This is a genomic window from Puerhibacterium puerhi, from assembly GCF_009846865.1.
Classification (GTDB): Bacteria; Actinomycetota; Actinomycetes; order Actinomycetales; family Cellulomonadaceae; genus Puerhibacterium; species Puerhibacterium puerhi.
On the sequence record NZ_WUWN01000017.1, the window covers coordinates 23,451 to 43,580 of the forward strand.

At 76.1% G+C, this 20,130-nt stretch carries 19 protein-coding genes and 1 riboswitch; of the genes, 6 read left to right on the forward strand and 13 right to left on the reverse strand.

The annotated features are described in order from the left end of the window. Positions 1 to 39 precede the first annotated feature (39 nt). Complete coding sequence (locus GSF02_RS18875) at positions 40 to 582, reverse strand: DUF3017 domain-containing protein (RefSeq protein WP_235915499.1); 543 nt, start codon at positions 580 to 582, stop codon at positions 40 to 42. 93 nt (positions 583 to 675) lie between these two features. Between GSF02_RS18875 and GSF02_RS10855 the strand changes: the two genes are divergently transcribed. Next, positions 676 to 2,088 (forward strand): NAD(P)/FAD-dependent oxidoreductase, encoded by a 1,413-nt coding sequence (locus GSF02_RS10855; RefSeq protein WP_159795906.1) that lies wholly within the window; start codon positions 676 to 678, stop codon positions 2,086 to 2,088. A gap of 125 nt (positions 2,089 to 2,213) precedes the next feature. On the opposite strand, the gene purH is transcribed toward GSF02_RS10855, so the two are convergent. Next, the gene (gene purH, locus GSF02_RS10860; RefSeq protein ID WP_159795909.1) at positions 2,214 to 3,854 is read right to left on the reverse strand and encodes a bifunctional phosphoribosylaminoimidazolecarboxamide formyltransferase/IMP cyclohydrolase; all 1,641 of its coding nucleotides are present in this window, start codon (positions 3,852 to 3,854) and stop codon (positions 2,214 to 2,216) included. 32 nt (positions 3,855 to 3,886) lie between these two features. Next, a riboswitch (ZMP/ZTP riboswitch) is annotated at positions 3,887 to 3,977 on the reverse strand. 53 nt (positions 3,978 to 4,030) lie between these two features. Beyond that, positions 4,031 to 5,338, reverse strand: a complete 1,308-nt coding sequence (locus GSF02_RS10865) for an MFS transporter (RefSeq protein ID WP_159795912.1) — start codon at positions 5,336 to 5,338, stop codon at positions 4,031 to 4,033. An 81-nt stretch (positions 5,339 to 5,419) separates the two neighbouring features. Between GSF02_RS10865 and GSF02_RS10870 the strand changes: the two genes are divergently transcribed. Next, positions 5,420 to 6,157: an ArsR/SmtB family transcription factor gene (locus tag GSF02_RS10870; RefSeq protein WP_159795915.1), complete on the forward strand. Its 738-nt coding sequence runs from the start codon at positions 5,420 to 5,422 to the stop codon at positions 6,155 to 6,157. A 4-nt stretch (positions 6,158 to 6,161) separates the two neighbouring features. Here GSF02_RS10870 and purN read toward each other — a convergent pair whose 3' ends face one another. The 4 genes from purN to sucC form a co-directional block, all read right to left on the reverse strand. Then, a complete protein-coding gene (gene purN, locus GSF02_RS10875; protein ID WP_159795918.1) occupies positions 6,162 to 6,806 on the reverse strand; it encodes a phosphoribosylglycinamide formyltransferase in 645 nt (214 codons plus the stop codon). Positions 6,807 to 6,817: 11 nt separating this feature from the next. Continuing rightward, positions 6,818 to 8,068 (reverse strand): cell division protein PerM, encoded by a 1,251-nt coding sequence (locus GSF02_RS10880; protein ID WP_159795921.1) that lies wholly within the window; start codon positions 8,066 to 8,068, stop codon positions 6,818 to 6,820. Positions 8,069 to 8,277: 209 nt separating this feature from the next. Next, positions 8,278 to 9,174 carry a succinate--CoA ligase subunit alpha gene (gene sucD, locus GSF02_RS10885; RefSeq protein ID WP_159795923.1) on the reverse strand — a complete coding sequence of 299 codons (897 nt, stop codon included), beginning with the start codon at positions 9,172 to 9,174 and terminating at the stop codon, positions 8,278 to 8,280. Positions 9,175 to 9,211: 37 nt separating this feature from the next. Continuing rightward, complete coding sequence (gene sucC / locus GSF02_RS10890) at positions 9,212 to 10,381, reverse strand: ADP-forming succinate--CoA ligase subunit beta (protein ID WP_159795926.1); 1,170 nt, start codon at positions 10,379 to 10,381, stop codon at positions 9,212 to 9,214. Between the two features lie 277 nt (positions 10,382 to 10,658). Here sucC and GSF02_RS10895 point away from each other — a divergent pair, with 277 nt between their 5' ends. Further along, complete coding sequence (locus tag GSF02_RS10895; RefSeq protein WP_159795929.1) at positions 10,659 to 10,871, forward strand: RNA polymerase subunit sigma-70; 213 nt, start codon at positions 10,659 to 10,661, stop codon at positions 10,869 to 10,871. Beyond that, a complete protein-coding gene (locus tag GSF02_RS10900) occupies positions 10,871 to 11,437 on the forward strand; it encodes a Clp protease N-terminal domain-containing protein (protein WP_159795931.1) in 567 nt (188 codons plus the stop codon). Before GSF02_RS10895 ends, GSF02_RS10900 begins: the two co-directional genes overlap by 1 nt. A 478-nt stretch (positions 11,438 to 11,915) precedes the next feature. On the opposite strand, the gene GSF02_RS10905 is transcribed toward GSF02_RS10900, so the two are convergent. From GSF02_RS10905 to pcrA, 3 genes are all read right to left on the reverse strand, one after another. Continuing rightward, positions 11,916 to 13,388, reverse strand: coding sequence for a PP2C family protein-serine/threonine phosphatase (locus GSF02_RS10905; RefSeq protein ID WP_159795933.1), 1,473 nt, complete (start codon positions 13,386 to 13,388; stop codon positions 11,916 to 11,918). Next, a complete protein-coding gene (locus GSF02_RS10910; RefSeq protein ID WP_159795935.1) occupies positions 13,372 to 14,124 on the reverse strand; it encodes a GAF and ANTAR domain-containing protein in 753 nt (250 codons plus the stop codon). Before GSF02_RS10910 ends, GSF02_RS10905 begins: the two co-directional genes overlap by 17 nt. A 145-nt stretch (positions 14,125 to 14,269) precedes the next feature. After that, positions 14,270 to 17,014, reverse strand: coding sequence for a DNA helicase PcrA (pcrA, locus tag GSF02_RS10915; protein WP_159795937.1), 2,745 nt, complete (start codon positions 17,012 to 17,014; stop codon positions 14,270 to 14,272). Positions 17,015 to 17,164: 150 nt separating this feature from the next. Here pcrA and GSF02_RS10920 point away from each other — a divergent pair, with 150 nt between their 5' ends. Next, a complete protein-coding gene (locus tag GSF02_RS10920; protein WP_159795939.1) occupies positions 17,165 to 17,749 on the forward strand; it encodes a dihydrofolate reductase family protein in 585 nt (194 codons plus the stop codon). Between the two features lie 44 nt (positions 17,750 to 17,793). Further along, positions 17,794 to 18,633, forward strand: coding sequence for a MerR family transcriptional regulator (locus GSF02_RS18615; protein ID WP_201308884.1), 840 nt, complete (start codon positions 17,794 to 17,796; stop codon positions 18,631 to 18,633). A 32-nt stretch (positions 18,634 to 18,665) separates the two neighbouring features. Here GSF02_RS18615 and GSF02_RS10930 read toward each other — a convergent pair whose 3' ends face one another. Genes GSF02_RS10930 through GSF02_RS10940 form a run of 3 tightly spaced genes read right to left on the reverse strand, consistent with a single transcriptional unit; the run spans position 18,666 to position 20,042 of the window. Next, positions 18,666 to 19,196, reverse strand: coding sequence for a GNAT family N-acetyltransferase (locus tag GSF02_RS10930; RefSeq protein ID WP_159795941.1), 531 nt, complete (start codon positions 19,194 to 19,196; stop codon positions 18,666 to 18,668). Further along, positions 19,193 to 19,672 carry a DUF456 domain-containing protein gene (locus tag GSF02_RS10935; protein ID WP_159795944.1) on the reverse strand — a complete coding sequence of 160 codons (480 nt, stop codon included), beginning with the start codon at positions 19,670 to 19,672 and terminating at the stop codon, positions 19,193 to 19,195. Before GSF02_RS10935 ends, GSF02_RS10930 begins: the two co-directional genes overlap by 4 nt. A gap of 1 nt (position 19,673) precedes the next feature. Further along, positions 19,674 to 20,042, reverse strand: a complete 369-nt coding sequence (locus GSF02_RS10940) for a hypothetical protein (RefSeq protein WP_159795947.1) — start codon at positions 20,040 to 20,042, stop codon at positions 19,674 to 19,676. Positions 20,043 to 20,130: the final 88 nt, after the last annotated feature.

Sequence of the window (20,130 nt, forward strand, 5' to 3'; positions counted from 1 at the left end):
GGACGGCGGGGCTCGTCCCGTCTGCGGCCGGCGCGGGGGTCAGCCGAGGAACGGGATGGTGAGCGCGAGGAACAGGATCATCGCCGCCAGCCCCCAGCACGTGGCGACGTCGAGCAGCTTGCTGCGCACGACGATGCCGGCGGCGGCGTTCGCGCGCGGTGCGAGCGCCCGCCAGGTGCCCACGACGGCGAGCGTCAGCGCGAGGGTGACGGCCCCGGCGCGGACCCCGACCAGGAGGCCCATCGCGCCGGTCAGCAGGACACCCACCATGGCGACGGTGAGCGACGCCCGCGGGTTCGGCCCGCGGTAGGGGCGCCGGGCGGGCGCTGCCGCGGGCGGGACGCTGCCCCAGGGCGAGCCCGGCGTCGCGGGCGCGGGCACGGGCTCGGTCGACGACGCCGGGCCGGCCGCCGCGGCCGGTGCCCGGCCCGGGACCGCCGGCTCGGCGGGCCCGTCGTCACCCGGCGACGGCGCGCGGGCGGCCGCGGCCTCGTCGTCCGACGGGCCGGGAACGGGGTCCGCTCCCCCGGCCGCTGCCCGGGGGAGCCAGGCCGGGCCCTGGGCGGTCGGTCGCGGTTCCACGGCGTCGAGCCTACCGCCGCGGGACCGCCGGCCCGGCGTCGCCGAGTGGCCCCCACCACACCCCTCGACGCGTGCGGGGGTTAGCGTGACGGCGTGCCAGTCCGTCCCGCCCCTCGCCGCTACCCCACCCTCCCCACCCCGCCGTCGCTGCCGCGGCCGCGCTCCGTCGTGGTCGTCGGTGCCGGGCTCGCCGGCGCGCAGAGCGTCGCCGCGCTGCGCAACCACGGGTTCGACGGGCGGATCACCCTGCTGGGCGCGGAGGGCGTCGCCCCGTACGACCGGCCGCCGCTGTCGAAGGAGCTGCTCACCCGGCCCGAGCCGGTGTGGCTGCGCGACGACCTGGGCGTGGACGTCGAGGAGCTCGCCGACGAGGTGCGCCTCGCCGACCCCGCGGTGCGGCTCGAGCCCGAGCCGGACGCCGTCGCCGTGACCACGGCCTCCGGCGACCGCCTCGTGGCCGACGCCGTCGTCCTCGCCGTCGGGTCCGAGCCCGTGCGGCCGCCCGGCTGGGAGACGGCCTGGACGCTGCACACGGCCGCCGACGCCGACCGGCTGCGTGCCGTGCTGAAGGAGAAGGCCGGGCTGCGGCTCGTCGTCGTGGGCGCGGGCTGGATCGGCGCGGAGCTCGCGGGCGTCGCCGCGGGCGCGGGCGCCGACGTCACCGTCGTCGAGGCGGCGCCCGCCCCGCTCGACCGCCAGCTCGGCCCCGCCGTCGGCGCGCACCTGGTGCCCTGGTACGCCGCGGCCGGGGTGCGGCTGCGCACCGGCGAGCCGGTCGCGGACGTGGACGCCGGGGGCGTCACGCTCGCCTCGGGCGAGCACCTGCCGGCCGACGTCGTGCTCGCGGCCGTCGGCGCCCGGCCGGCGTCGGGCTGGCTCGCGGGGAGCCTGCCGCTCGACGCCCGCGGCGGGCTGCGCGTCGACGCCGCCGGCCGGCTGACCGGCCGGGCCTCGCCCACCGACGCGGCCGGCCGGCTGGGGGCCGCCACGCTCGCGCGGATCTGGGCGGTGGGCGACGTCGCCACCCGCGAGCACCCGGTGTTCGGTCCGGTGCCGGGCGGGCACTGGTCGGCCGCGCTGCACGACCCCGAGACGACGGTGCGGGCGCTGCTCGGCATCGACGAGTCGCCCGCCGAGCCCGAGGAGCTGCGCGCCCGGCTGGGCCTGCCGCCGGTGCCGCGGCACGCGCCGTACGTGTTCTCCCGCCAGCTCGGTCACGACCTCGCGCTGCTCGGCCTGCCGAGCGGCGTCGAGGAGGTGGCGCTGCGCGGCGACCCCGCGTCGGGCGGCCCGTGGGCGGCGCTCTACCTCGAGCAGGCCCTCGACCGGCACCCCCAGCACACGCACGAGGGCCACCGCGTCGCGCTCGTGCGCGCGGTGCTGCTGGTCGACTCCCCGCGCGAGGTGGGCGCCGTGCGCCGGCTGATGAACCGCGGCGAGCCGCTGCGGGTGGACGTCGACCGCGCCCTCGACCCGACGGTCCGCCTCAAGGACGCCGTCCTCTGACGCCGAGATAGAGAGCCAGCCCGCCGAAGTAGAGAGGCGCCCCGGCGAGATAGAGAGGTGGCCTCTCTATCTCGCCGGGGCGCCTCTCTATCTCGCGCGGTCGGGTCTCTATCTCGGCGAGAGGGTCAGTGCGCGAAGTGGCGCGTGCCCGTGAAGTACATCGTCACGCCGGCGGCCTCGGCGGCGGCGACCACCTCGGCGTCGCGGATCGACCCGCCCGGCTGCACGACGGCGCGCACGCCCGCGTCGAGCAGCACCTGCAGGCCGTCGGCGAACGGGAAGAACGCGTCCGACGCCGCGACGGCGCCCCGCGCCCGCTCCTGGCCCTCGGCGAGCGTGTTGGCCCGCTCGACCGCGAGGCGGCAGGAGTCCACGCGGTTGACCTGCCCCATGCCGATGCCGACGGCGGCGCCGTCCGAGGCCAGCAGGATGGCGTTGGACTTGGCGGCGCGCACGGCCCGCCACGCGAAGGCGAGGTCCGCGAGCGTGGCGTCGTCGGCGGCCGCGCCGGCGGCGAGCGTCCAGGTCGCCGGGTCGTCGCCGTCGGCCTGGTAGCGGTCGGCCGCCTGCACGAGCAGGCCGCCGGAGATCGGCCGGGTCTCGACGGCGGCGCGCGGCGGGTTCGGCACCACGAGCAGGCGGACGTTCTTCTTGGCCTGCAGGATCTCCAGCGCCTCGGGCTCGAAGCCGGGGGCGACGACGACCTCGGTGAACACCGGGGCGATCTGCTCGGCCGCGGCCTTGGTGATCACGCCGTTGGCAGCGATGACGCCGCCGTAGGCGGAGACCGGGTCGGTGGCGTGGGCCCGGCGGTGCGCCTCGGCGATGTCGGCGCCGACGGCGATGCCGCACGGGTTGGCGTGCTTGATGATCGCCACCGCGGGGCCCTCGTGGTCCCAGGCGGCGCGCCAGGCGGCGTCGGCGTCGACGTAGTTGTTGTAGCTCATCGCCTTGCCGTGCAGCTGCTCGGCCTGGGCCAGGCCCGGCTCGCCGTGGCCGACGGTGTACAGCGCGGCGCGCTGGTGCGGGTTCTCGCCGTAGCGCAGCACGTCGGCGCGGTCCCACGTCCCGCCGATCCACGCGGGGAAGCCGGTGGAGACCTGCCCCTCCAGGGTCTCGACGGCGTCCGTCGGGGCGACGACGCTGCCCATCCACGAGGCGACCGCGACGTCGTAGGTGGCGGTGTGCACGAACGCGGCGGCGGCGAGCTCCTTGCGCTGGGCGTAGGTGAAGCCGCCGGCCTGCACGGCCTCGACGACCAGCCCGTAGCGGGCCGGGTCGACGACGACGGCCACCGAGGGGTGGTTCTTCGCCGCGGCGCGGACCATCGACGGGCCGCCGATGTCGATCTGCTCGATGACGGCGTCCTGGCCGGCGCCCGAGGCGACCGTGGCGGCGAACGGGTACAGGTTGACGACCACGAGCTCGAACGGCTCGATGCCGAGCTCGTCGAGCTGGGCGAGGTGGTCGGCCTTGCGGGTGTCGGCCAGCAGCCCGGCGTGCACGCGCGGGTGCAGCGTCTTGACGCGGCCCTCGAGGCACTCGGGGAACCCGGTCAGGTCCTCCACGCGGGTCACCGGGACGCCGGCGGCGGCGATCGTGCCGGCGGTGGAGCCGGTGGAGACCAGCTCGACGCCCGCGGCGTGCAGGGCGGTGGCCAGCTCCACCAGGCCGGTCTTGTCGTAGACGCTCAGCAGGGCGCGACGCACCGGGCGGCGCGAGTCGTCGGCGAGCTGGACGTCGGGGGCGGCGGGGGCGCCGGACATGGCGTTCTCCTCGGGTCGTTCTTGCGAAGGACCCCTGGCGCCCAGGCGGGCGGCGCACACGGTGGGGCGGTGCGGCGGCCGCTCCCCGGTGGTGACCCACCCTCGCCAGTCACGGCCGCGGCGAGTCTACCGCCCGCCGCGCGGCGGGCCCAGGCCCGGCCGCTCTCCCCTCGGGGTCACACCGGCACCGGGCGCGCGTCCGCGGCCCAGGTGTCCGGGGTGCCCACCCGCCACAGGGACCGCACCCCGAACAGGGCCGCGACGACCAGCGCGAGGAGCCCCACCAGCACCCCGAGCACGACGCCGATGCCGCCGGCGGCCAGCAGGCCGCCCCCCACCAGCGGGGCGACCGGCGCGGCGGCGAGCCCGGTGAGCCCGAGCACCGAGCTGAGGCGGCCCTGCATCTGCGCCGGGGTGACGGCCGCCGTGTACCCCGCCATGGCCGCGTTGACCGCCGGGACCAGCAGCACGCCGACGCCGAGCAGGACGACGTAGCCGAGGTAGCTGCGCGCCACGGCCATGCCCGCGAGGGCCACCAGCAGGACGCCGAGCGCGAGCACGACGACGACGCCCAGCCGCAGGCGCCGCACCAGCAGCGGAGCGAGGGCCGCCCCGGCCAGCATGCTCGCCGCGGCGACCGTGTCGAGCACGCCGATGAGCACCGGCGGGGTGCCGGTGCGCGCCAGCTCGAGGTTGATGCCCACGAGGATGCCGTTGACCGCGACGTTCACCGCCACGAACAGCACGATGCACGCCCGGAACAGCGGTGACGCCCAGACGTAGCGCAGCCCGGCGCGCAGCGCCTCGAGCGGCCGCGTCGCCCGGGCGGCGGCGACGTCGTCGTTCAGGGGCGCACGCACCAGCCAGGCCCCCACGGCCGTGGCCGCGTAGCCGAGCACGGCGCCCACCAGCGGCACGACCGGCGCGATGCCGTACAGCACGCCGCCCAGCGGGCCCCCCACCATCCCCGCCGCCGCGTCGCGGCCCTGGGCGGTGGCGTAGGCGGTCGGCAGCTGCGCGGCCGGCACGACGGTGCGGAAGGCTCCGCTGACCGCCGGGTCGACGAACGCGCCGGCCACCGACGTCCCGAACAGCACCGCCGCCAGGTGCCAGACGCCGAGCGTGCCTGCGGCGCCGGCCGCGACCACGGTCCCCCACAGCAGCGCGGTGGCGCCGGCCGCGACGACGACGACGCGCCGCCGGTCGGACCGGTCCGCGACGACGCCGGCCGGGAGCGTGACGAGCAGCGCCCCGAGCTGCCCGACGGCGGCGACCACGCCCGCGGCCGCGGGCGACCCGGTGAGCTGCAGCGCCAGCAGGGGCACGGCGAACAGCGCGACGCCGGCGCCCAGCGACTCGGCCGTCAGGCCCGACATGAGCAGCACGTACGGACGGTTGCGCCACAGCGGCCGCTCGGGGACCTGCGTGGGTGCGGGCGGCGCGGGATCGGCGGGCGGCGCGGCGGCCGCGAGGTCGTCGGTCATGCGGCGACCGTAGTCGCGCAACAACTGTTGCGCAATATCCATTGCGCAACATGTGTTGATGAACCTTGCTAGCGTGAGGACGTGCTCGAGACGATGGAGGTGCGCGACCCGGCCGCCCTGCGCGCGCTGGCGCACCCGGTGCGCCAGCGGATCCTCATGCAGCTGGCGGTGGCCGGCCACGCCCGCGCCGCGGACCTCGCGGAGGCGATCGGGCAGCCCGCGAACTCGGTGAGCTTTCACCTGCGCGTGCTCGCGCGGGCCGGGATGATCGCCGAGGCGCCGGAGCACGCCCGTGACCGGCGCGACCGCGTGTGGACCAACGTCGCGACGAGCTACCAGGTCAGGCCCGACGCCGGGGACGCGGCCGAGACGATCCTGCGGCCAGCGCTGCGCTGGGTGACCGACGTCTTCCACCGGCGCGCGCGGCAGGACGACGGGGACGACCCCGGGGACGACCCCGGGCACGACTCCGGGGACGACGCCGGGGACGGGGACGGCGAGCACGACCGCGGCGGGGCGGCCGCCCCGGCCGGAGACGACCGGGAGCGCACGCAGGCCGCGCGGCAGTTCGTGCTCACCACGGTGCTGCTCACGCCCGAGCAGGGCCGCGCGATGGCGCGGGAGCTCGAGGAGCTGCTCGCCCGGTGGTCGGAGCAGAGCCTCGCCGAGGCCCGGACGGACCAGGGCACACCGCGCGAGGCCTACCAGGTGCTCAGCGTGCTCGCGCCGCGGGACGACTCGCCCGGCACCGCGACGGCGACGGACGACCCGGCCGGCGACCCCGCACCGGACGACGCCCGGTCACCGCGGAGCCGGTGACCGCTCAGCGGCCGATGACCGCCCGGCGCCCCACCACGTGGAGCCCCTCCCGCGCGATGCGGCCGACCGTCTCCACCAGCAGCGCACGCTCGGCGACCTTGATGCGCTCGTGCAGCGCCGCCTCGTCGTCGTCCTCGCGCACGGGCACCGCCGCCTGGGCGAGGATCGGGCCGGTGTCGACGCCGGCGTCCACCACGTGCACCGTGCACCCGCTGACCTTCACGCCGTGGGCCAGGGCGTCGCGCACCCCGTGCGCGCCGGGGAAGCTGGGCAGCAGCGCGGGATGGGTGTTGACGATGCGGTGCTCGAACCGGCCGACGAACCGGGGCGACAGGATCCGCATGAACCCGGCGAGCACCACGAGGTCCGGGTGGAACACCGCCACCGCGTCGCCCACGGCCTTGTCCCACTCCGCGCGGTCGGCGAAGTCGGCGGGGGCCACCACCGCGGACGCGACGCCGGCGTCGCGGGCGAGGTCGAGCGCGCCGGCGGCGGGCCGGTCGGAGACGACGCCGACGACGCGGGCGCCGTAGGCCGGGTCGTCGTGCGCGGCCAGCAGCGCGGCGAGGTTGGAGCCGGCGCCCGAGGCGAGCACGACGACGCGGGTGGCGGAGGTGGACTCGACGGGGTGGCCGGAGGGGGTCTGCACGGCAGGCAAGCCTAGCCGCGTCCGCGCTTCCCCCCGCGCCGCGTCAGCACGCCCGAGTGCGCGACGGCGAGCACCGCCCCGACACCGACGAGCACCTCGGCGGCGACGACCGCCCCGACGGCGAGCGGCTGCGCGCCGATCTCGGCGAGCCGCCCCATGCCGACGGCGCCGCCGGCCCAGCGCTGCAGCAGCGCCACGACGGCGCCCGCCGTGACCGCCGTCGCACCGGCGACCCAGGCGACGTCGGACCACCGCACCAGCGTCGGCTCGAGCCGGCGCCACGCGAACCCGCCGGCCACGACGCCGCACAGCACGACCAGGGCGGGCGCGGCGAGGGACGCGCCGCCCGACCAGCTCGGCCCCGGCAGGGCCCCGAGCAGCGGGAAGGCCGGCAGCGGGCCGTCGACGACACCGCGCACCGTGAACGAGGTCCCCTCCCCCACGGCGAAGCCCGGCCCGGCCAGCCACGCCAGCGCCCACAGCACCAGGTTGGGCAGGAGCGCGAGCTGGGCGACGCCGAGCACCACGCCCCCGATCCAGCCGGGCGCCAGGCCGGCGAGCACGTCGCCCGCCGTGGCGCGGCCGGCGAGCACCCACAGCGTCGTGACCACCGCCGCGGCGCCGAGCAGCAGCGCCGTCGCCAGCGCGCCGGCGCGCACGCCGAGGCGCGCCACGGGCGGGACCCAGCCGAACGTGGCCTCGACGACCTCGGCCACCCGCGGCGCGTCGGGCTGCGCGAGCACGCCGACGCCGAGCCCGACGCCCCCGACCACCGCGCCGCCGACCGCCGCGGTCAGCAGCGCCCCGCCGCGCAGGCCGCCCGCCGCGGCCACCGCCGTCGTCGTCACCGCGTACAGGACCGTGCCGGCCAGCACTCCGGACGCCACGGGCGCCGTCGCGCGCTTGGCGCACACGTACGTGCAGAAGGCCGCCAGGGCCGCCACGCCGAGCGGCACGATCGTCACCGCGGCGTCGCCCACCGTCACGGGCACGCCGTGCCCCAGCAGCCAGACGCCGCCGGCGGTGCGGGTGGCGACGCCCCAGGGCACGGCACCCGTGCCGGGCGCGCCGAGCATCGCGACCACCGTCAGCAGCAGCACCAGCAGGGACGACAGCACCACCGACTGGACCACCGCCCACACGCCCGACATCGCGTCCGCGATGCGCGACCCCAGCACGGGCGCCCCCAGCGCCGCCTCGACGGTGCGGGGCGACCGGGGCGTGCGGGAGGTGCTGCGCGGGGCGGGGCGGGTGGTGCTCACGCGTCCATGCTCCCCCGCGCCGCCCCCCCGGGCCGCGCGGCCACGCCGGGGCCGGGCGAAGCGGCGCCGACGGCCGGAGTCCGGGGAAGCGGGACGCTCGGCGAGCCCGGAGGGAGGCCGGGACGACGACGGCGCCCCGCCTCGGGGAGGCGGGGCGCCGTGGACGCGGCGGGCAGGGCCCGCACCGGGCCGCGGGGCGGCCCGGAGGGTCACAGGTTCTGCAGGATCTCCCGCATGAGGGCGGCGGTCTCCGACGGCGTCTTGCCGACCTTGACGCCGACGGCCTCGAGGGCCTCCTTCTTGGCCTGCGCGGTGCCGGCCGAGCCGGACACGATGGCGCCGGCGTGGCCCATCGTCTTGCCCTCGGGGGCGGTGAAGCCCGCGACGTAGCCCACGACCGGCTTGGTCACGTGCTCCTTGATGTACGCCGCGGCGCGCTCCTCGGCGTCGCCGCCGATCTCGCCGATCATCACGATGGCCTTGGTCTCGGGGTCGTTCTCGAACGCCTCGAGCGCGTCGATGTGCGTGGTGCCCACGATCGGGTCGCCGCCGATGCCGATGGCGGTCGAGAACCCGAAGTCCTTGAGCTCGTACATCATCTGGTAGGTCAGCGTGCCCGACTTCGACACCAGGCCGATCGGGCCCTTGCCGGTGATGGTGTGCGGGGTGATGCCGGCGAGCGACTCGCCCGGGGTGATGATGCCGGGGCAGTTCGGGCCGATCATCCGGGTGGACTTGCCCTGCAGGTAGGCCCACACCTCGGCGGTGTCCTGGACCGGCACGCCCTCGGTGATGACCACGATCAGCGGCATCTCGGCGTCGATGGCCTCGATCGCGGCGTCCTTGGTGAACGCCGGCGGGACGAACAGCACCGAGACGTTGGCGCCGGTCTCGGCCATGGCCTCCTTGACCGTGCCGAACACGGGCAGGGTGACGTCGTTGCCCTCGTGATCCTTGTGGGTCACCGTGGTGCCGGCCTTGCGGGCGTTCACGCCGCCCACGATCTGCGCGCCCGAGTCGAGCATGAGGGCGGTGTGCTTGGCACCCATCCCGCCGGTGATGCCCTGGACGATGATCTTCGAGTCGGAGTTCAGATAGATCGACATGGTTGTGGTGTCTCTGCTCTCTGCGGTCGGCGGGCGATCAGGCGTTGGCCAGCTCGGCAGCCTTGTCGGCGCCGCCGTCCATCGTCTCGGCCAGGGTCACGAGGGGGTGGTTCGCCTCGGTGAGGATCTGGCGGCCCAGGTCCACGTTGTTGCCGTCGAGGCGCACGACCAGCGGCTTGGTGGCCTCGTCGCCCAGGATCTCCAGCGCGCCGACGATGCCCTTGGCGACCTCGTCGCAGGCGGTGATGCCGCCGAACACGTTGACGAACACCGACTTGACCTGCGGGTCGTTCAGGATGACGTCGAGCCCGTTGGCCATCACCTGGGCGTTCGCGCCACCGCCGATGTCGAGGAAGTTGGCGGGCTTGACCCCGCCGTGCGCCTCGCCGGCGTAGGCGACGACGTCGAGCGTGCTCATCACGAGGCCCGCGCCGTTGCCGATGATGCCGACCTCGCCGTCGAGCTTGACGTAGTTGAGGCCGTTCGCCTTGGCCTTGGCCTCCAGCGGGTCCGCCGCGGCCTTGTCCTCGAGCTCCGCGTGCTCCGGGTGACGCACCTCGGACGCGTTGTCGTCCAGGGTGACCTTGCCGTCGAGCGCGATGATGGCACCGTCCTCGGTGCGCACCAGGGGGTTCACCTCGACGAGCGTGGCGTCCTCGGCGGTGAAGACGGTCCAGAGCTTGCGGATGACCTCGGCCACCGGGGCCTTGAGGTCCTCGGCGAAGCCGGCGGTCTCGACGATCTCGGCGGCCTTGGCCTCGTCGATGCCGACGATCGGGTCCACGGCGACCTTGGCCAGGGCCTCGGGGCGCTCGACGGCGAGCTGCTCGATCTCCATGCCGCCCTCGACCGAGCACATGGCCAGGTAGTTGCGGTTCGAGCGGTCCAGGAGCACCGAGAAGTAGAACTCCTCGGCGATCTTGGCACCCTCGGCGATCATCACGCGGTGGACCGTGTGGCCCTTGATGTCCATGCCGAGGATCTCGCCGGCCTTCTCCTGCGCCTCGGCGGGCGAGTGGGCGAGCTTGACGCCGCCGGCCTTGCCGCGGCCGCCGGTCTTGACCTGGGCCTTGACGACGACGGTGCCGCCACCCAGCTTCTCCGCGGCCGCGCGGGCCTCCTCCGGCGTGGTCGCGACGATGCCACCCAGCACGGGCACACCGTGCTTCTCGAAGATGTCGCGCGCCTGGTATTCGAACAGGTCCACCCTGCTGCGTCCTTCCATCGGTTGAGCCTCTGGGTCGGCAGAGGCCTGCCTGCGGGAGTGCCCTGACATCAATGTCTCGACGTCAAGACATCCCCTCACAGCGTAGTCCCGGCGGGTGGACCGTCCTATCCGGCGGCCGGGCCACGGCTCCGGAGGTGACGGACGTCACTCCGCCGCCCCGCCGGCCCGCGGCGCGACCGCGCCGCCGGCCGCGGCCGGCACCCGCCGTCCGTCAACAAAGGTTGACAGCCGGGATCGGGTCAACCAGAGTTGACACGTGACCGACCACAGGACGCTCGTCACGGCGGCAGCGGGCGACGACCCGCAGCAGGGCCTGCGCGCCGTGCGCGCGCTGCGCGAGCTCGCCGACCGCCTCGAGACGCTCCAGGTGCGCCGCGCCCGCGAGCTCGGGTGGTCCTGGCAGCAGATCGCCGGCGAGCTCGGCGTCACCAAGCAGGCCGTCAACAAGAAGCACGGCAGGAGGATCTGATGTTCGAGCGGTTCACCCAGTCGGCCCGCACGGTCGTGCGCGACGCCGTCGTCACTGCCGAGGAGCTGCGCAGCGACGCCGTCGACACCCGCCACCTCGTCGTGGCCCTCGCCGAGGGCGCGGTCGCGGTGCCGGGGCCGGTCGCCACCGCCCTGCGCTCGGTCGGCGTCGAGCCCGCCGACGTCGCCGCTGCCGCACGGTCCGCGATCGCTGCCGGCGCCGTGCTGGACGGCGAGGCGCTGGCGTCCCTCGGCATCGACCTGGACGCCGTGCGCGACCGCGCCGACGCCGTCTTCGGCCCCGGCGCGCTGGAGCGGGCGGCGCGGCCCCGGCGCCGCCGCGCCCGCACCCGGCCGTTCACCGGTGACGCGAAGAAGGCGCTCGAGCTGTCGCTGCGCGAGGCGATCCGCCTGGGCGACCGGAGCATCGACGCGCCGCACGTCCTGCTCGGGGTGCTGCGCGCCGACAGCCCCGGCGGGCGCGTCGTCGTGGCCCTCGCCCAGGATGCCGGCAGCGACCTGGTCGCCGTGCGCGAGGCCCTCGAGCGCGAGCGTCCGGCCGCCTGACCCGGGCCGGGCCCGTCAGCCCCGCATCCAGCGGACCTCCTCGAGGCCGGTGCCCGGGTCGACCTGCGCCTCCCCCGTGGCCCGGAACCCGTGCTTGGATCGTGGCGAGCTCGAGGGCGTGCAGGTCCGGCCGGTCGCCGTCGCTGGGCGCCGTGCTCGCCACGCCCACGAGCCGCCCGTCGCGGTGGGCCAGCCAGACGTCCCGGGCGCCGCCCACGATCCGGTCGTGCCAGCGCGCGGCGCGCTCCTGCCAGGTCGTCGCGTCGAGGACCGCGTCGGGGACGATCCCGCGGTAGCTCTGGTCCCACGCCGTCGTCTGGAACCGGCCGACCTGCGCGGCGTCACCGGCCGCCGCCCGGCGCAGGGTTACACCGCCAGTCGTCGAGTCGTCCACCCCGGCAGTATCGGGCACGCATCGGGCACGCATCAGGGCAGGGCGGGCGGTCCGGCGCCCCCGGCGACCGGCCGGGGCCCGGCCTCACCGGGGTGGGCCGGGCTCCAGCGCCTCCTGGGCGGTGCGGGTCCAGTGCAGCAGGAACAGCGTCGCGTCGTCCTGGAGCACCCCGTCCTGGTGGCGCAGGACCGCGCGGGTCGCCCGGTCGACCACCTCGGGCAGCGGCACCTTGTGCAGGGTCTCGCGCTCGAGGATGTCGATGAGGCGGGGCAGGCCGAACATCTCGGTGCCGTTGCGGGCCTCCGTGATGCCGTCGGTGTACACCGCCACCATGTCGTCCGGCTCCAGCAGCTCCTCGCCGATCGTCACGCTGCGGCGCAGCTCGAGCCCGAGCAGCGGCCGGCGGCCCGCGACCAGCTGCTTGACCACCCGCCCGTGGCGCAGCAGCAGCGGGTTGGGGTGGCCGGCCACGAGGTAGCGCAGCCGGCCCGTGCGGACGTCGAGGTCGCCGAGCACCCCGGTGGCGAAGATCTTGCCGTAGAACTGGTCCTCCAGCGTCTGGTTGACGAACTCCGCCTGCTCGAACAGCCCCAGGCCGTTGCGCCGCGCGTTGCGGTAGGCAGCCAGGCCGGTGGCCGCCACCATGCCGGCCGCCAGGTCGTGGCCGGTCGCGTCCAGGACGCCGAACTGGGCGGACGTGGGCGACAGCGCGTAGTCGAAGGCGTCGCCGCCCACGCCGTAGGTCGGCTCCACGCGGCCGCTGACGAGCACCCGGTCGGTGCCCGCCGTGCGCGGCGGCAGCATGTGGTAGATCAGCTCGGCCTGGGTGGCGCGCGGCCGGCGGCGCCGCACGGCGTCGAACCCGTCGCCGCGCGCGTCCAGCGACGTGACGAGGTGCCCGATGAAGTGCGTCAGCCACCAGCACTGGCGCCGCAGCACCGGGTCCTCCAGCTCCCGCCGGTCGTCGACCATGACGTCGAGCACGCCGATGCGCGTCACCCCGTCGGCGATCGGGACCCACAGCCGCGGCTGCCCGCCCGCGGTGGCCGCCGTCAGCTCCAGCAGGCGGAACGCACGCCCCGCCACGGTGCCCTCCATGCGCAGCGGCTTGCGGGCCGCCCCGTGCTCCGACGGCAGCGGCACCAGGTGCACGCGCTCGTAGTCGGCGAGGTAGACGACCGCCCGCACGCCCAGCCGCTCGGCCGCCACGTCGACGGCGGGCGCCAGCGCCTCGGGCGGGGCCAGGTGGGTGCGCACCATCAGCTCGACGAACGCGGCGACCTGCCCGCTCGGCGGCTCCACGTCCCGCACCGTCCGCTCGAACGGGACGCGCAGGCGGCCGGCGGACTCCACGAGCAGCTCGTTCGCGACGAGGGCCAGGCGGTCGCGCTCTGCGGCCGACAGCGTCCCGGCGCCGTCCAGGAATGCCTGCACCTCGGCGGGATCCGCCGTGCCCCCCACCCCGAGATAGCGCAGCCACAGGTCGTCGACGCCCGCCCGCAGCCGTGCCAGGGCTCCGCGCAGCCGGCGCCGCTGGACCTCAGCTGCGGTGGCCATCCCCGGCCCCCCGACGCCCGCGGTGGTGACCGTCGTGCCGGCGGACCAGCCGGTCCGCCGTCTCCCCCAGGGACCGCCCGGACTGCTGCGCCAGCGCGGTCAGGTAGGCGAACGCCGCGTCGCGGGACACCTTCTCCTCGACCATCACGAGGCCCACGGCGACGTTGACGTCGTCCCGCGTCCGCAGGGCCGACTGGACGCGGCTCGGCAGCCGCTCCGCGCTGCGGGCCGCCCGCGCGCTCGCGACCAGCACACCCGCCTGCGCGGCGAACAGCGACAGCACGACCGACGAGGCCTCGGTCAGCGCCCTGGGATGGCGGGCGTAGAGGGACAGCGCGCCGATCACGTCGTCGCCGACCACGAGCGGCGCCGAGATGGCGCCGGTGAGGCCGAGCCGGGTGGCTGCGGCGGCCCAGTGCGGCCAGCGCGCCTCCTCGTGCAGGTCCGGGGCGACCACGACGCGCCGCTCCCCCGCGGCGGTGTGACAGGGCCCCTCGCCGAGGGTCGCCTGCAGCGTGTCGACCCTGCGCACCAGCGGCCCGGTGGCCGTCGCCGTCCGCCAGCCCTCGTCGGACAGCGAGACGGCCGCGCCCGAGGCGCTCGGCACCGCCTGCGCGGCCGTCGAGGTCAGCAGCTCCAGCAGAGCGTCGCACGCCGCCTCGCCCAGGGCCGGCCCGGCCCTGCCCGCCACCACCTCCGCGAGCTCGTTGCCCACGGTGTCGTCGACGACTCCCACGGCGACCACCCCACTCCGTCGTGCGCGACCGCTTCTGTCCCGACAGCATGCGACCGCGCGCCGGGCGCCGCACGCCACCACGCCGCGCCGGTGCGCCGCTCCTGCGCCGCTGCCGGGCGGCCGCCGCGGGGCGGTCGCCGTGGCGTCAGAGCTTCGTCACCGGCGAGTAGCGCAGCAGCAGGCGCTTGGTGCCGTCCGACCCGAAGTCGATCCGGGCCACGGCGTTCGGGCCCGTGCCCTCGATGGCGACGACGGTGCCGAGCCCGTAGGCGTCGTGCACCACCTTGTCACCGGCGGACAGGCTCGGGATCTCGGCGTCCTTGCGCGGCGTCGCCGAGCCGAACTTCGCCACCGTGGACGGCGCCGCCGCCCCGCCGTCGCGGGGCGTGCCCAGCCGCCCGCCGACAGGGGCGGACGACGGCGTGCGCCGCCCGGCGTCGTCGGACCGCCCGCGCGACCCGTACGCCCCGCCGCCCGAGCCGCCGTACCCGCCGCGCCCGCCCCAGGCGGAGCCGCCGCCGCGCAGGTACTGCGTCGAGGACTCCCGCCGGCGCCAGTCCCACAGCTCCTCGGGGATGTCGGCCAGGAACCGGCTGGGCGGGAACTCGTTCGCCATGCCCCAGGCGGAGCGCATCGCCGCGCGTGAGACGTAGAGCCGTTCGCGGGCCCGGGTGATGCCCACGTACGCCAGGCGCCGCTCCTCGGCCAGCTCGGCGTCGTCGTGCAGCGACCGCATGTGCGGGAACGTGCCGTCCTCCATGCCGGTGAGGAAGACGACGGGGAACTCCAGGCCCTTGGCGGTGTGCAGGGTCATCAGCGTGACGACGCCCTGGTCCTCGCGGGCCTCCTCGGCCGCGCCGTCGGCGACGTCCTCGTCCGGGATCTGGTCGCTGTCGGCCACGAGCGACACCCGCTCGAGGAAGTCGTCGAGCGTGCCCTCGGGGTCGGTCTCGGAGAACTCGGAGGCCACCGCGTGCAGCTCGGCGAGGTTCTCCACGCGCGAGGCGTCCTGCGGGTCGTCGCTGGCGCGCAGCTCCTCGAGGTAGCCCGAGCGGTCGAGCACCGCCCCGAGCACCGCGGCCGGCTGCTCGCCGTCGGCCACCATGGCGCGCAGCTCGGCCATCATGTCGCGGAAGGCGCGCAGCGGGTTGAGCGTGCGCGTCGTCATGCCGGGGATCTCCTCGGCGCGCTCGATCGCCGCGCCGAACGAGGTGCGCTCCCGCTCGGCGAACGCCGCCACCATGGCCTCGGCCTTGTCGCCGAGCCCGCGCTTGGGCACGTTGAGCACGCGGCGCACGTTGACGTCGTCGTCCGGGTTGGCCAGCGCCCGCAGGTAGGCGATGGCGTCCTTGATCTCGCGGCGCTCGTAGAAGCGGGTGCCGCCGACCACCTTGTACGGCAGGCCGACGCGCACCAGCACCTCCTCCAGCGCCCGGGACTGGGCGTTGGTGCGGTAGAAGATCGCGACGTCGCCGGGCCGCACGCCCTCGGTGTCGCCGAGCCGGTCGATCTCCTCGGCCACGAACCGGGCCTCGGCGTGCTCGTCGTCGGCGACGTACCCGACGATCCGCGGGCCCTCGCCCGAGGCCGTCCACAGGTTCTTCGGCTTGCGGTCGGCGTTGCGCGAGATGACGGCGTTGGCGGCCGACAGGATCGTCTGCGTGGAGCGGTAGTTCTGCTCCAGCAGGATCGTGGTGGCGTCCGGGTAGTCGTCCTCGAACTCGAGGATGTTCCGGATGGTGGCGCCGCGGAAGGCGTAGATCGACTGGTCGGAGTCGCCGACGACGGTGAGCTCGGCCGGGTCGAGCGCGACGGCCTGCGGCTCGCCGCCCGGCAGCCCCGAGCCGTCGTGCGCCGCCGCCGAGTCCGCCCCCACGCCCGCCAGCTCGCGCACCAGCACGTACTGCGCGTGGTTGGTGTCCTGATACTCGTCGACCAGGATGTGCCGGAACCGGCGGCGGTAGTGCTCGGCGACGGCCGGGAAGGCCTGCAGCAGGTTGACCGTCGACATGATGATGTCGTCGAAGTCGAGCGCGTGCGCCGCCTGCAGCCGGGCCTGGTAGCGGGTGTAGACGTCGGCGAGCACCTGGTCGAACTCGGGCGCCGCCGCCGGCAGGCCGCCCTGGGCGCGGGCGGCGCGCTCGCGCCAGCCGTCCTCCGTGGAGCGCGCCCCGGACTCGCGGGCGTACGTCTCGGGGTCGACCAGCTCGTTCTTGAGGTCGCTGATCTTGTTGGCGAGCGTCCGGGCCGGGTACTTCTTCGGGTCCAGGTTCAGCTCGCGCGTCACCAGGGTGACCAGGCGCTGGGAGTCGGCGGCGTCGTAGATCGAGAAGCTGGTCTTGAGCCCCAGCGTCTTGGCCTCGCGGCGCAGGATCCGCACGCACGCGGAGTGGAACGTCGAGACCCACATGCGCTGCGCCGCCGGGCCGACGAGCGTCTCGACGCGCTCGCGCATCTCCGCGGCGGCCTTGTTGGTGAACGTGATCGCGAGGATCTCCCCCGCCCGCGCCCGGCCGGTGGCCAGCAGGTAGGCGATGCGGTGGGTGAGCACGCGGGTCTTGCCCGAGCCGGCGCCCGCGACGATGAGCAGCGGCGAGCCGTGGTGCACGACGGCGGCGCGCTGCTGGTCGTTGAGCCCCTCGACGAGCTGGTCCGGGTCGATGTGCGCGTACGGGCCGCGGCGGACGGGCGCGTCACCGGGCGCGCCCGGACCTGGGGCGCCCTGGCCCGGCGCGCCCGCGGCGTCGCGCACCCAGTCCGGCGCGCCGCCGACGTCGCCCTCGGCCCACGCGTCCCAGCGCGGTGCCGTGCTGGGCAGGCGCGCGGTGTCGTCACGCGCGGCCGGGGGCTCGAATCCGGGGAGCGAGAGGCTGTCGAAGAGAGAGGTCATCGTGCCTCCAAGCCTAGGCGCGCGAGGTGACACCCGGGGACAGCCGCAGGTCCCGACGCCGGGGTGTGCGACGAGTCGCACGCCCCGGCGTCGTCTGCCTCTCGACGGGGCGGGACGACGGCGCAGGACGACGGCGGGGAGGGAGCCGCGATGAGCAGGGTGGTGGTGATCGAGCACCTGTCGCTGGACGGGGTGATGCAGGCCCCCGGACGAGCCGACGAGGACGAGCGCGACGGCTTCGCCCACGGCGGCTGGGCCGCCGTGCGGCAGGACCCGCAGGTCGTGGAGGCGATGGGTGCCTTCCTCGCCGGCCCGTGGTCGCTGCTGCTGGGCCGGCGGACGTACGAGGACTTCGCGGCCTTCTGGCCTGCCCGGCCGCGGCCCGACCCGTTCTCCGACGCGCTCGACGCGGTGCCCAAGCTCGTGGCCTCCCGCACGCTGCGCGCGCCGCTCGGCTGGCAGCGCTCGGAGCTGCTGGACGGGGACGCGGCCGACGCGGTGGAGCGGCTGCGCGCCACCGGCGACACGACGCTCGCGGTCTTCGGCAGCGGCGTGCTGGTGCGCTCGCTGCTGGCCCGCGGCCTCGTGGACGTGCTGCACCTGCAGGTGCACCCGGTGGTCCTCGGCGCCGGCCGCCGCCTGTTCGCGGCCGACGGGCCGTCCGCGCAGCTGCGGCTCGCCGCCGCGCGCAGCACCCCGTCGGGCGTGCTGCTCGCCACCTACGAGCGGGCCTGAGCGCCGCTTGACCCTCCCGCAGCCGGAGGCCCGATGCTGGCAGCATGCTCAGCATCGGCGAGTTCTCCACCCTCACGGGCCTATCCGTCAAGGCCCTCCACCACTACGACACGACGGGCGTGCTCCCGCCGGCCGACGTGGACCCCGTCACCCGCTACCGCCGCTACGGCGCCGAGCAGGTGCGCACGGGCGTCCAGGCGCGAACCCTGCGGGACGCCGGCGTGCCGCTGACGGAGGTCGCCGCGGCGCTGGCCGACGGCGACCCGGCGCGTGCGCTCGCCGCGCAACGGCGGCGCGTGCTCGCGGAGCGCGAGCGGGAGGACCGGGCGCACGCAGTGGCCGAGCGCACGCTCGCGGCGCTCGCCCGGCCGGCCGAGGTCCGGGAGCGCCACGTGCCGGCCCAGCCGTATGCCGGCCACGTCCTGATGGTCCGCGACGGTGACGACGTCGCGACGGCCGACGACGCGGCGGACGCGCGGTTCACCGAGCTGGCGCGCTCCCTGCACGTCGAGGGCGTGGGGCCGGCGGGGCAGTTCTGGACGACGATGCGCCGCGGCCCGGCGCCGGACGCCGTCGAGCTGCTGCTGTGGTGGCCGACGTCGCGCCGGCTGCCCACCGGCTGGGGCGGGCCGGGTGTCGAGGTCGGCGAGATGCCGGGCGGCACCGAGCTCGTCGTGCGGCTGCCCGCCGACGCGGCGAACGAGCGGGCGGACGACGCGGACGACGACCAGGCCCGTGGCGGGGCGTTGCACCCCGCGGCCGTCGCCCTGTTCGACGCCGTGGCGGCGCGGAGCCTGGAGCTCACCGACCAGGAGCTGCGCCAGACCGTGGTGGACGACCCGGACGGCGGCCCCGTCGTGGAGCTCGCCGTCCGGGTGGACTGAGGGCGGGCCGGCGACGGGCGAGCCGCCGGCCCTCAGGGGCGCCGCAGGCGCATGGGCGTGTGCGGGATGCCGTCCTCGAGGAACTCGGGGCCGTCCGGCACGAACCCGAACCGGCCGTAGAAGCCGGTCAGCGGCGACTGCGCGTCGAGCACGACGTCGCGCCCGCCGTCGGCGTCGCGCACGGCGTCGAGCGCCGCCGTCATGAGCACGTGCGACGCGCCCGTCCCGCGCACGGCCGGGTGGCACACCACGCGCCCGATGCGCCAGCTCTCGCCGTCGTCGAGCACGCGGGCGGTGGCGACGACGTCGCCGCCCGGCGTCAGCAGCAGCACGTGCCGCGTGCCCGGCTCGAGGTCGCGGCCGTCGAGGTCGGGGTAGGCGCAGTCCTGCTCGACGACGAACACGTCCTGACGCAGCCGCCACGCGGCGTACGCGGTGCGCGCGTCGAGCCGGTCGACCCCGGCGACCCGGACGGTGAGCTGCGCCGGGTCGGCGGGCGCCGCGAGCGGTGCGGCGCCCGCCGAGCCGTGGGCGGGCGTCTCGGTGCTGTCGGGCGCGGTCACGTGAGGAAGAGTCCCACGACCCACGCGCCGGCCGCGACGAGGCCGCCGGCTAGCTGGACGAGGATCGTGATGCCCGTGGCCTGCAGCGCCGCGACCGTGGCGCGCCAGGCGGCGGCGCGGTCGCGGCGCCGCAGCAGCTCGGCGAGGAACACCGCGGCCGGGAAGAACAGGAACAGCCCGACGACGGGGACGACGAAGAAGCCGACGATGCCGGCCAGCCCGCCCCACACCAGCGTCGACCACGGCACGTCCGCCCGGCGCATGTGGCGGCCGGCCAGCAGCCACTGCGCGGCCTCCGCGGCGGCGACGGCCAGCGCCGCGACGCCGAACACCCACCACGCCGCCCCGCCGGTCACCCATGCCCACACGAGCACGGACCCGAGCACCAGCAGGTTGCCCGGCAGCACCTGGACGACGATGCCGACCAGCCCGACGGCGATCGCGAGGCCGACGAGGACCTCGCCGAGGACGCCCACGTCAGTTCCAGAAGACGGCGACCAGCATGTTGACGATCGTCAGGCCGCCGATCGCGTGCTTGAGGCCCGGCGTCACCGCGCCCGTGCCGTTGTCGCCCTTGGCGCCCTGGCGCCGGGCGAGGAACGCCAGCACGGTGATGACCAGCGCGACCACCAGCTTGACCGTCAGCTTGGTCCGGTCGAAGGGGTTGTCCACGGCCCCGGCCTCGAGGAGGCCGAACATCACGATGCCGGCCACGAGCGCGGTCGCCGCGCCGTGGAAGACGCCGCGGTACAGGCCCGGGCTGCGCAGCGACGCGAGGTAGCCGCCCAGGACGATGGCCCAGCCCAGGAAGTGCAGGAACACGAAGACGTTGTACAGGAAGCTCACGCCCGCGAGCCTAGCGGCGACGCCTCGCGCAGGTCGGCTGACGCCCGCACGCCCGCACGGCGGCGACGAAGGTCACAGGGACGGTCAC

What these genes read in the sequence shown, in the direction of transcription:
- GSF02_RS10865 (WP_159795912.1), bottom strand. Translation starts at nt 5,338, where the DNA reads ATGACCGACGACCTCGCGGCCGCCGCGCCGCCCGCCGATCCCGCGCCG.
- GSF02_RS10905 (WP_159795933.1), bottom strand. Translation starts at nt 13,388, where the DNA reads ATGGCCACCGCAGCTGAGGTCCAGCGGCGCCGGCTGCGCGGAGCCCTG.
- GSF02_RS18615 (WP_201308884.1), top strand. Translation starts at nt 17,794, where the DNA reads ATGCTCAGCATCGGCGAGTTCTCCACCCTCACGGGCCTATCCGTCAAG.
- pcrA (WP_159795937.1), bottom strand. Translation starts at nt 17,014, where the DNA reads ATGACCTCTCTCTTCGACAGCCTCTCGCTCCCCGGATTCGAGCCCCCG.
- GSF02_RS10920 (WP_159795939.1), top strand. Translation starts at nt 17,165, where the DNA reads ATGAGCAGGGTGGTGGTGATCGAGCACCTGTCGCTGGACGGGGTGATG.
- purH (WP_159795909.1), bottom strand. Translation starts at nt 3,854, where the DNA reads ATGTCCGGCGCCCCCGCCGCCCCCGACGTCCAGCTCGCCGACGACTCG.
- sucD (WP_159795923.1), bottom strand. Translation starts at nt 9,174, where the DNA reads ATGTCGATCTATCTGAACTCCGACTCGAAGATCATCGTCCAGGGCATC.
- GSF02_RS10900 (WP_159795931.1), top strand. Translation starts at nt 10,871, where the DNA reads ATGTTCGAGCGGTTCACCCAGTCGGCCCGCACGGTCGTGCGCGACGCC.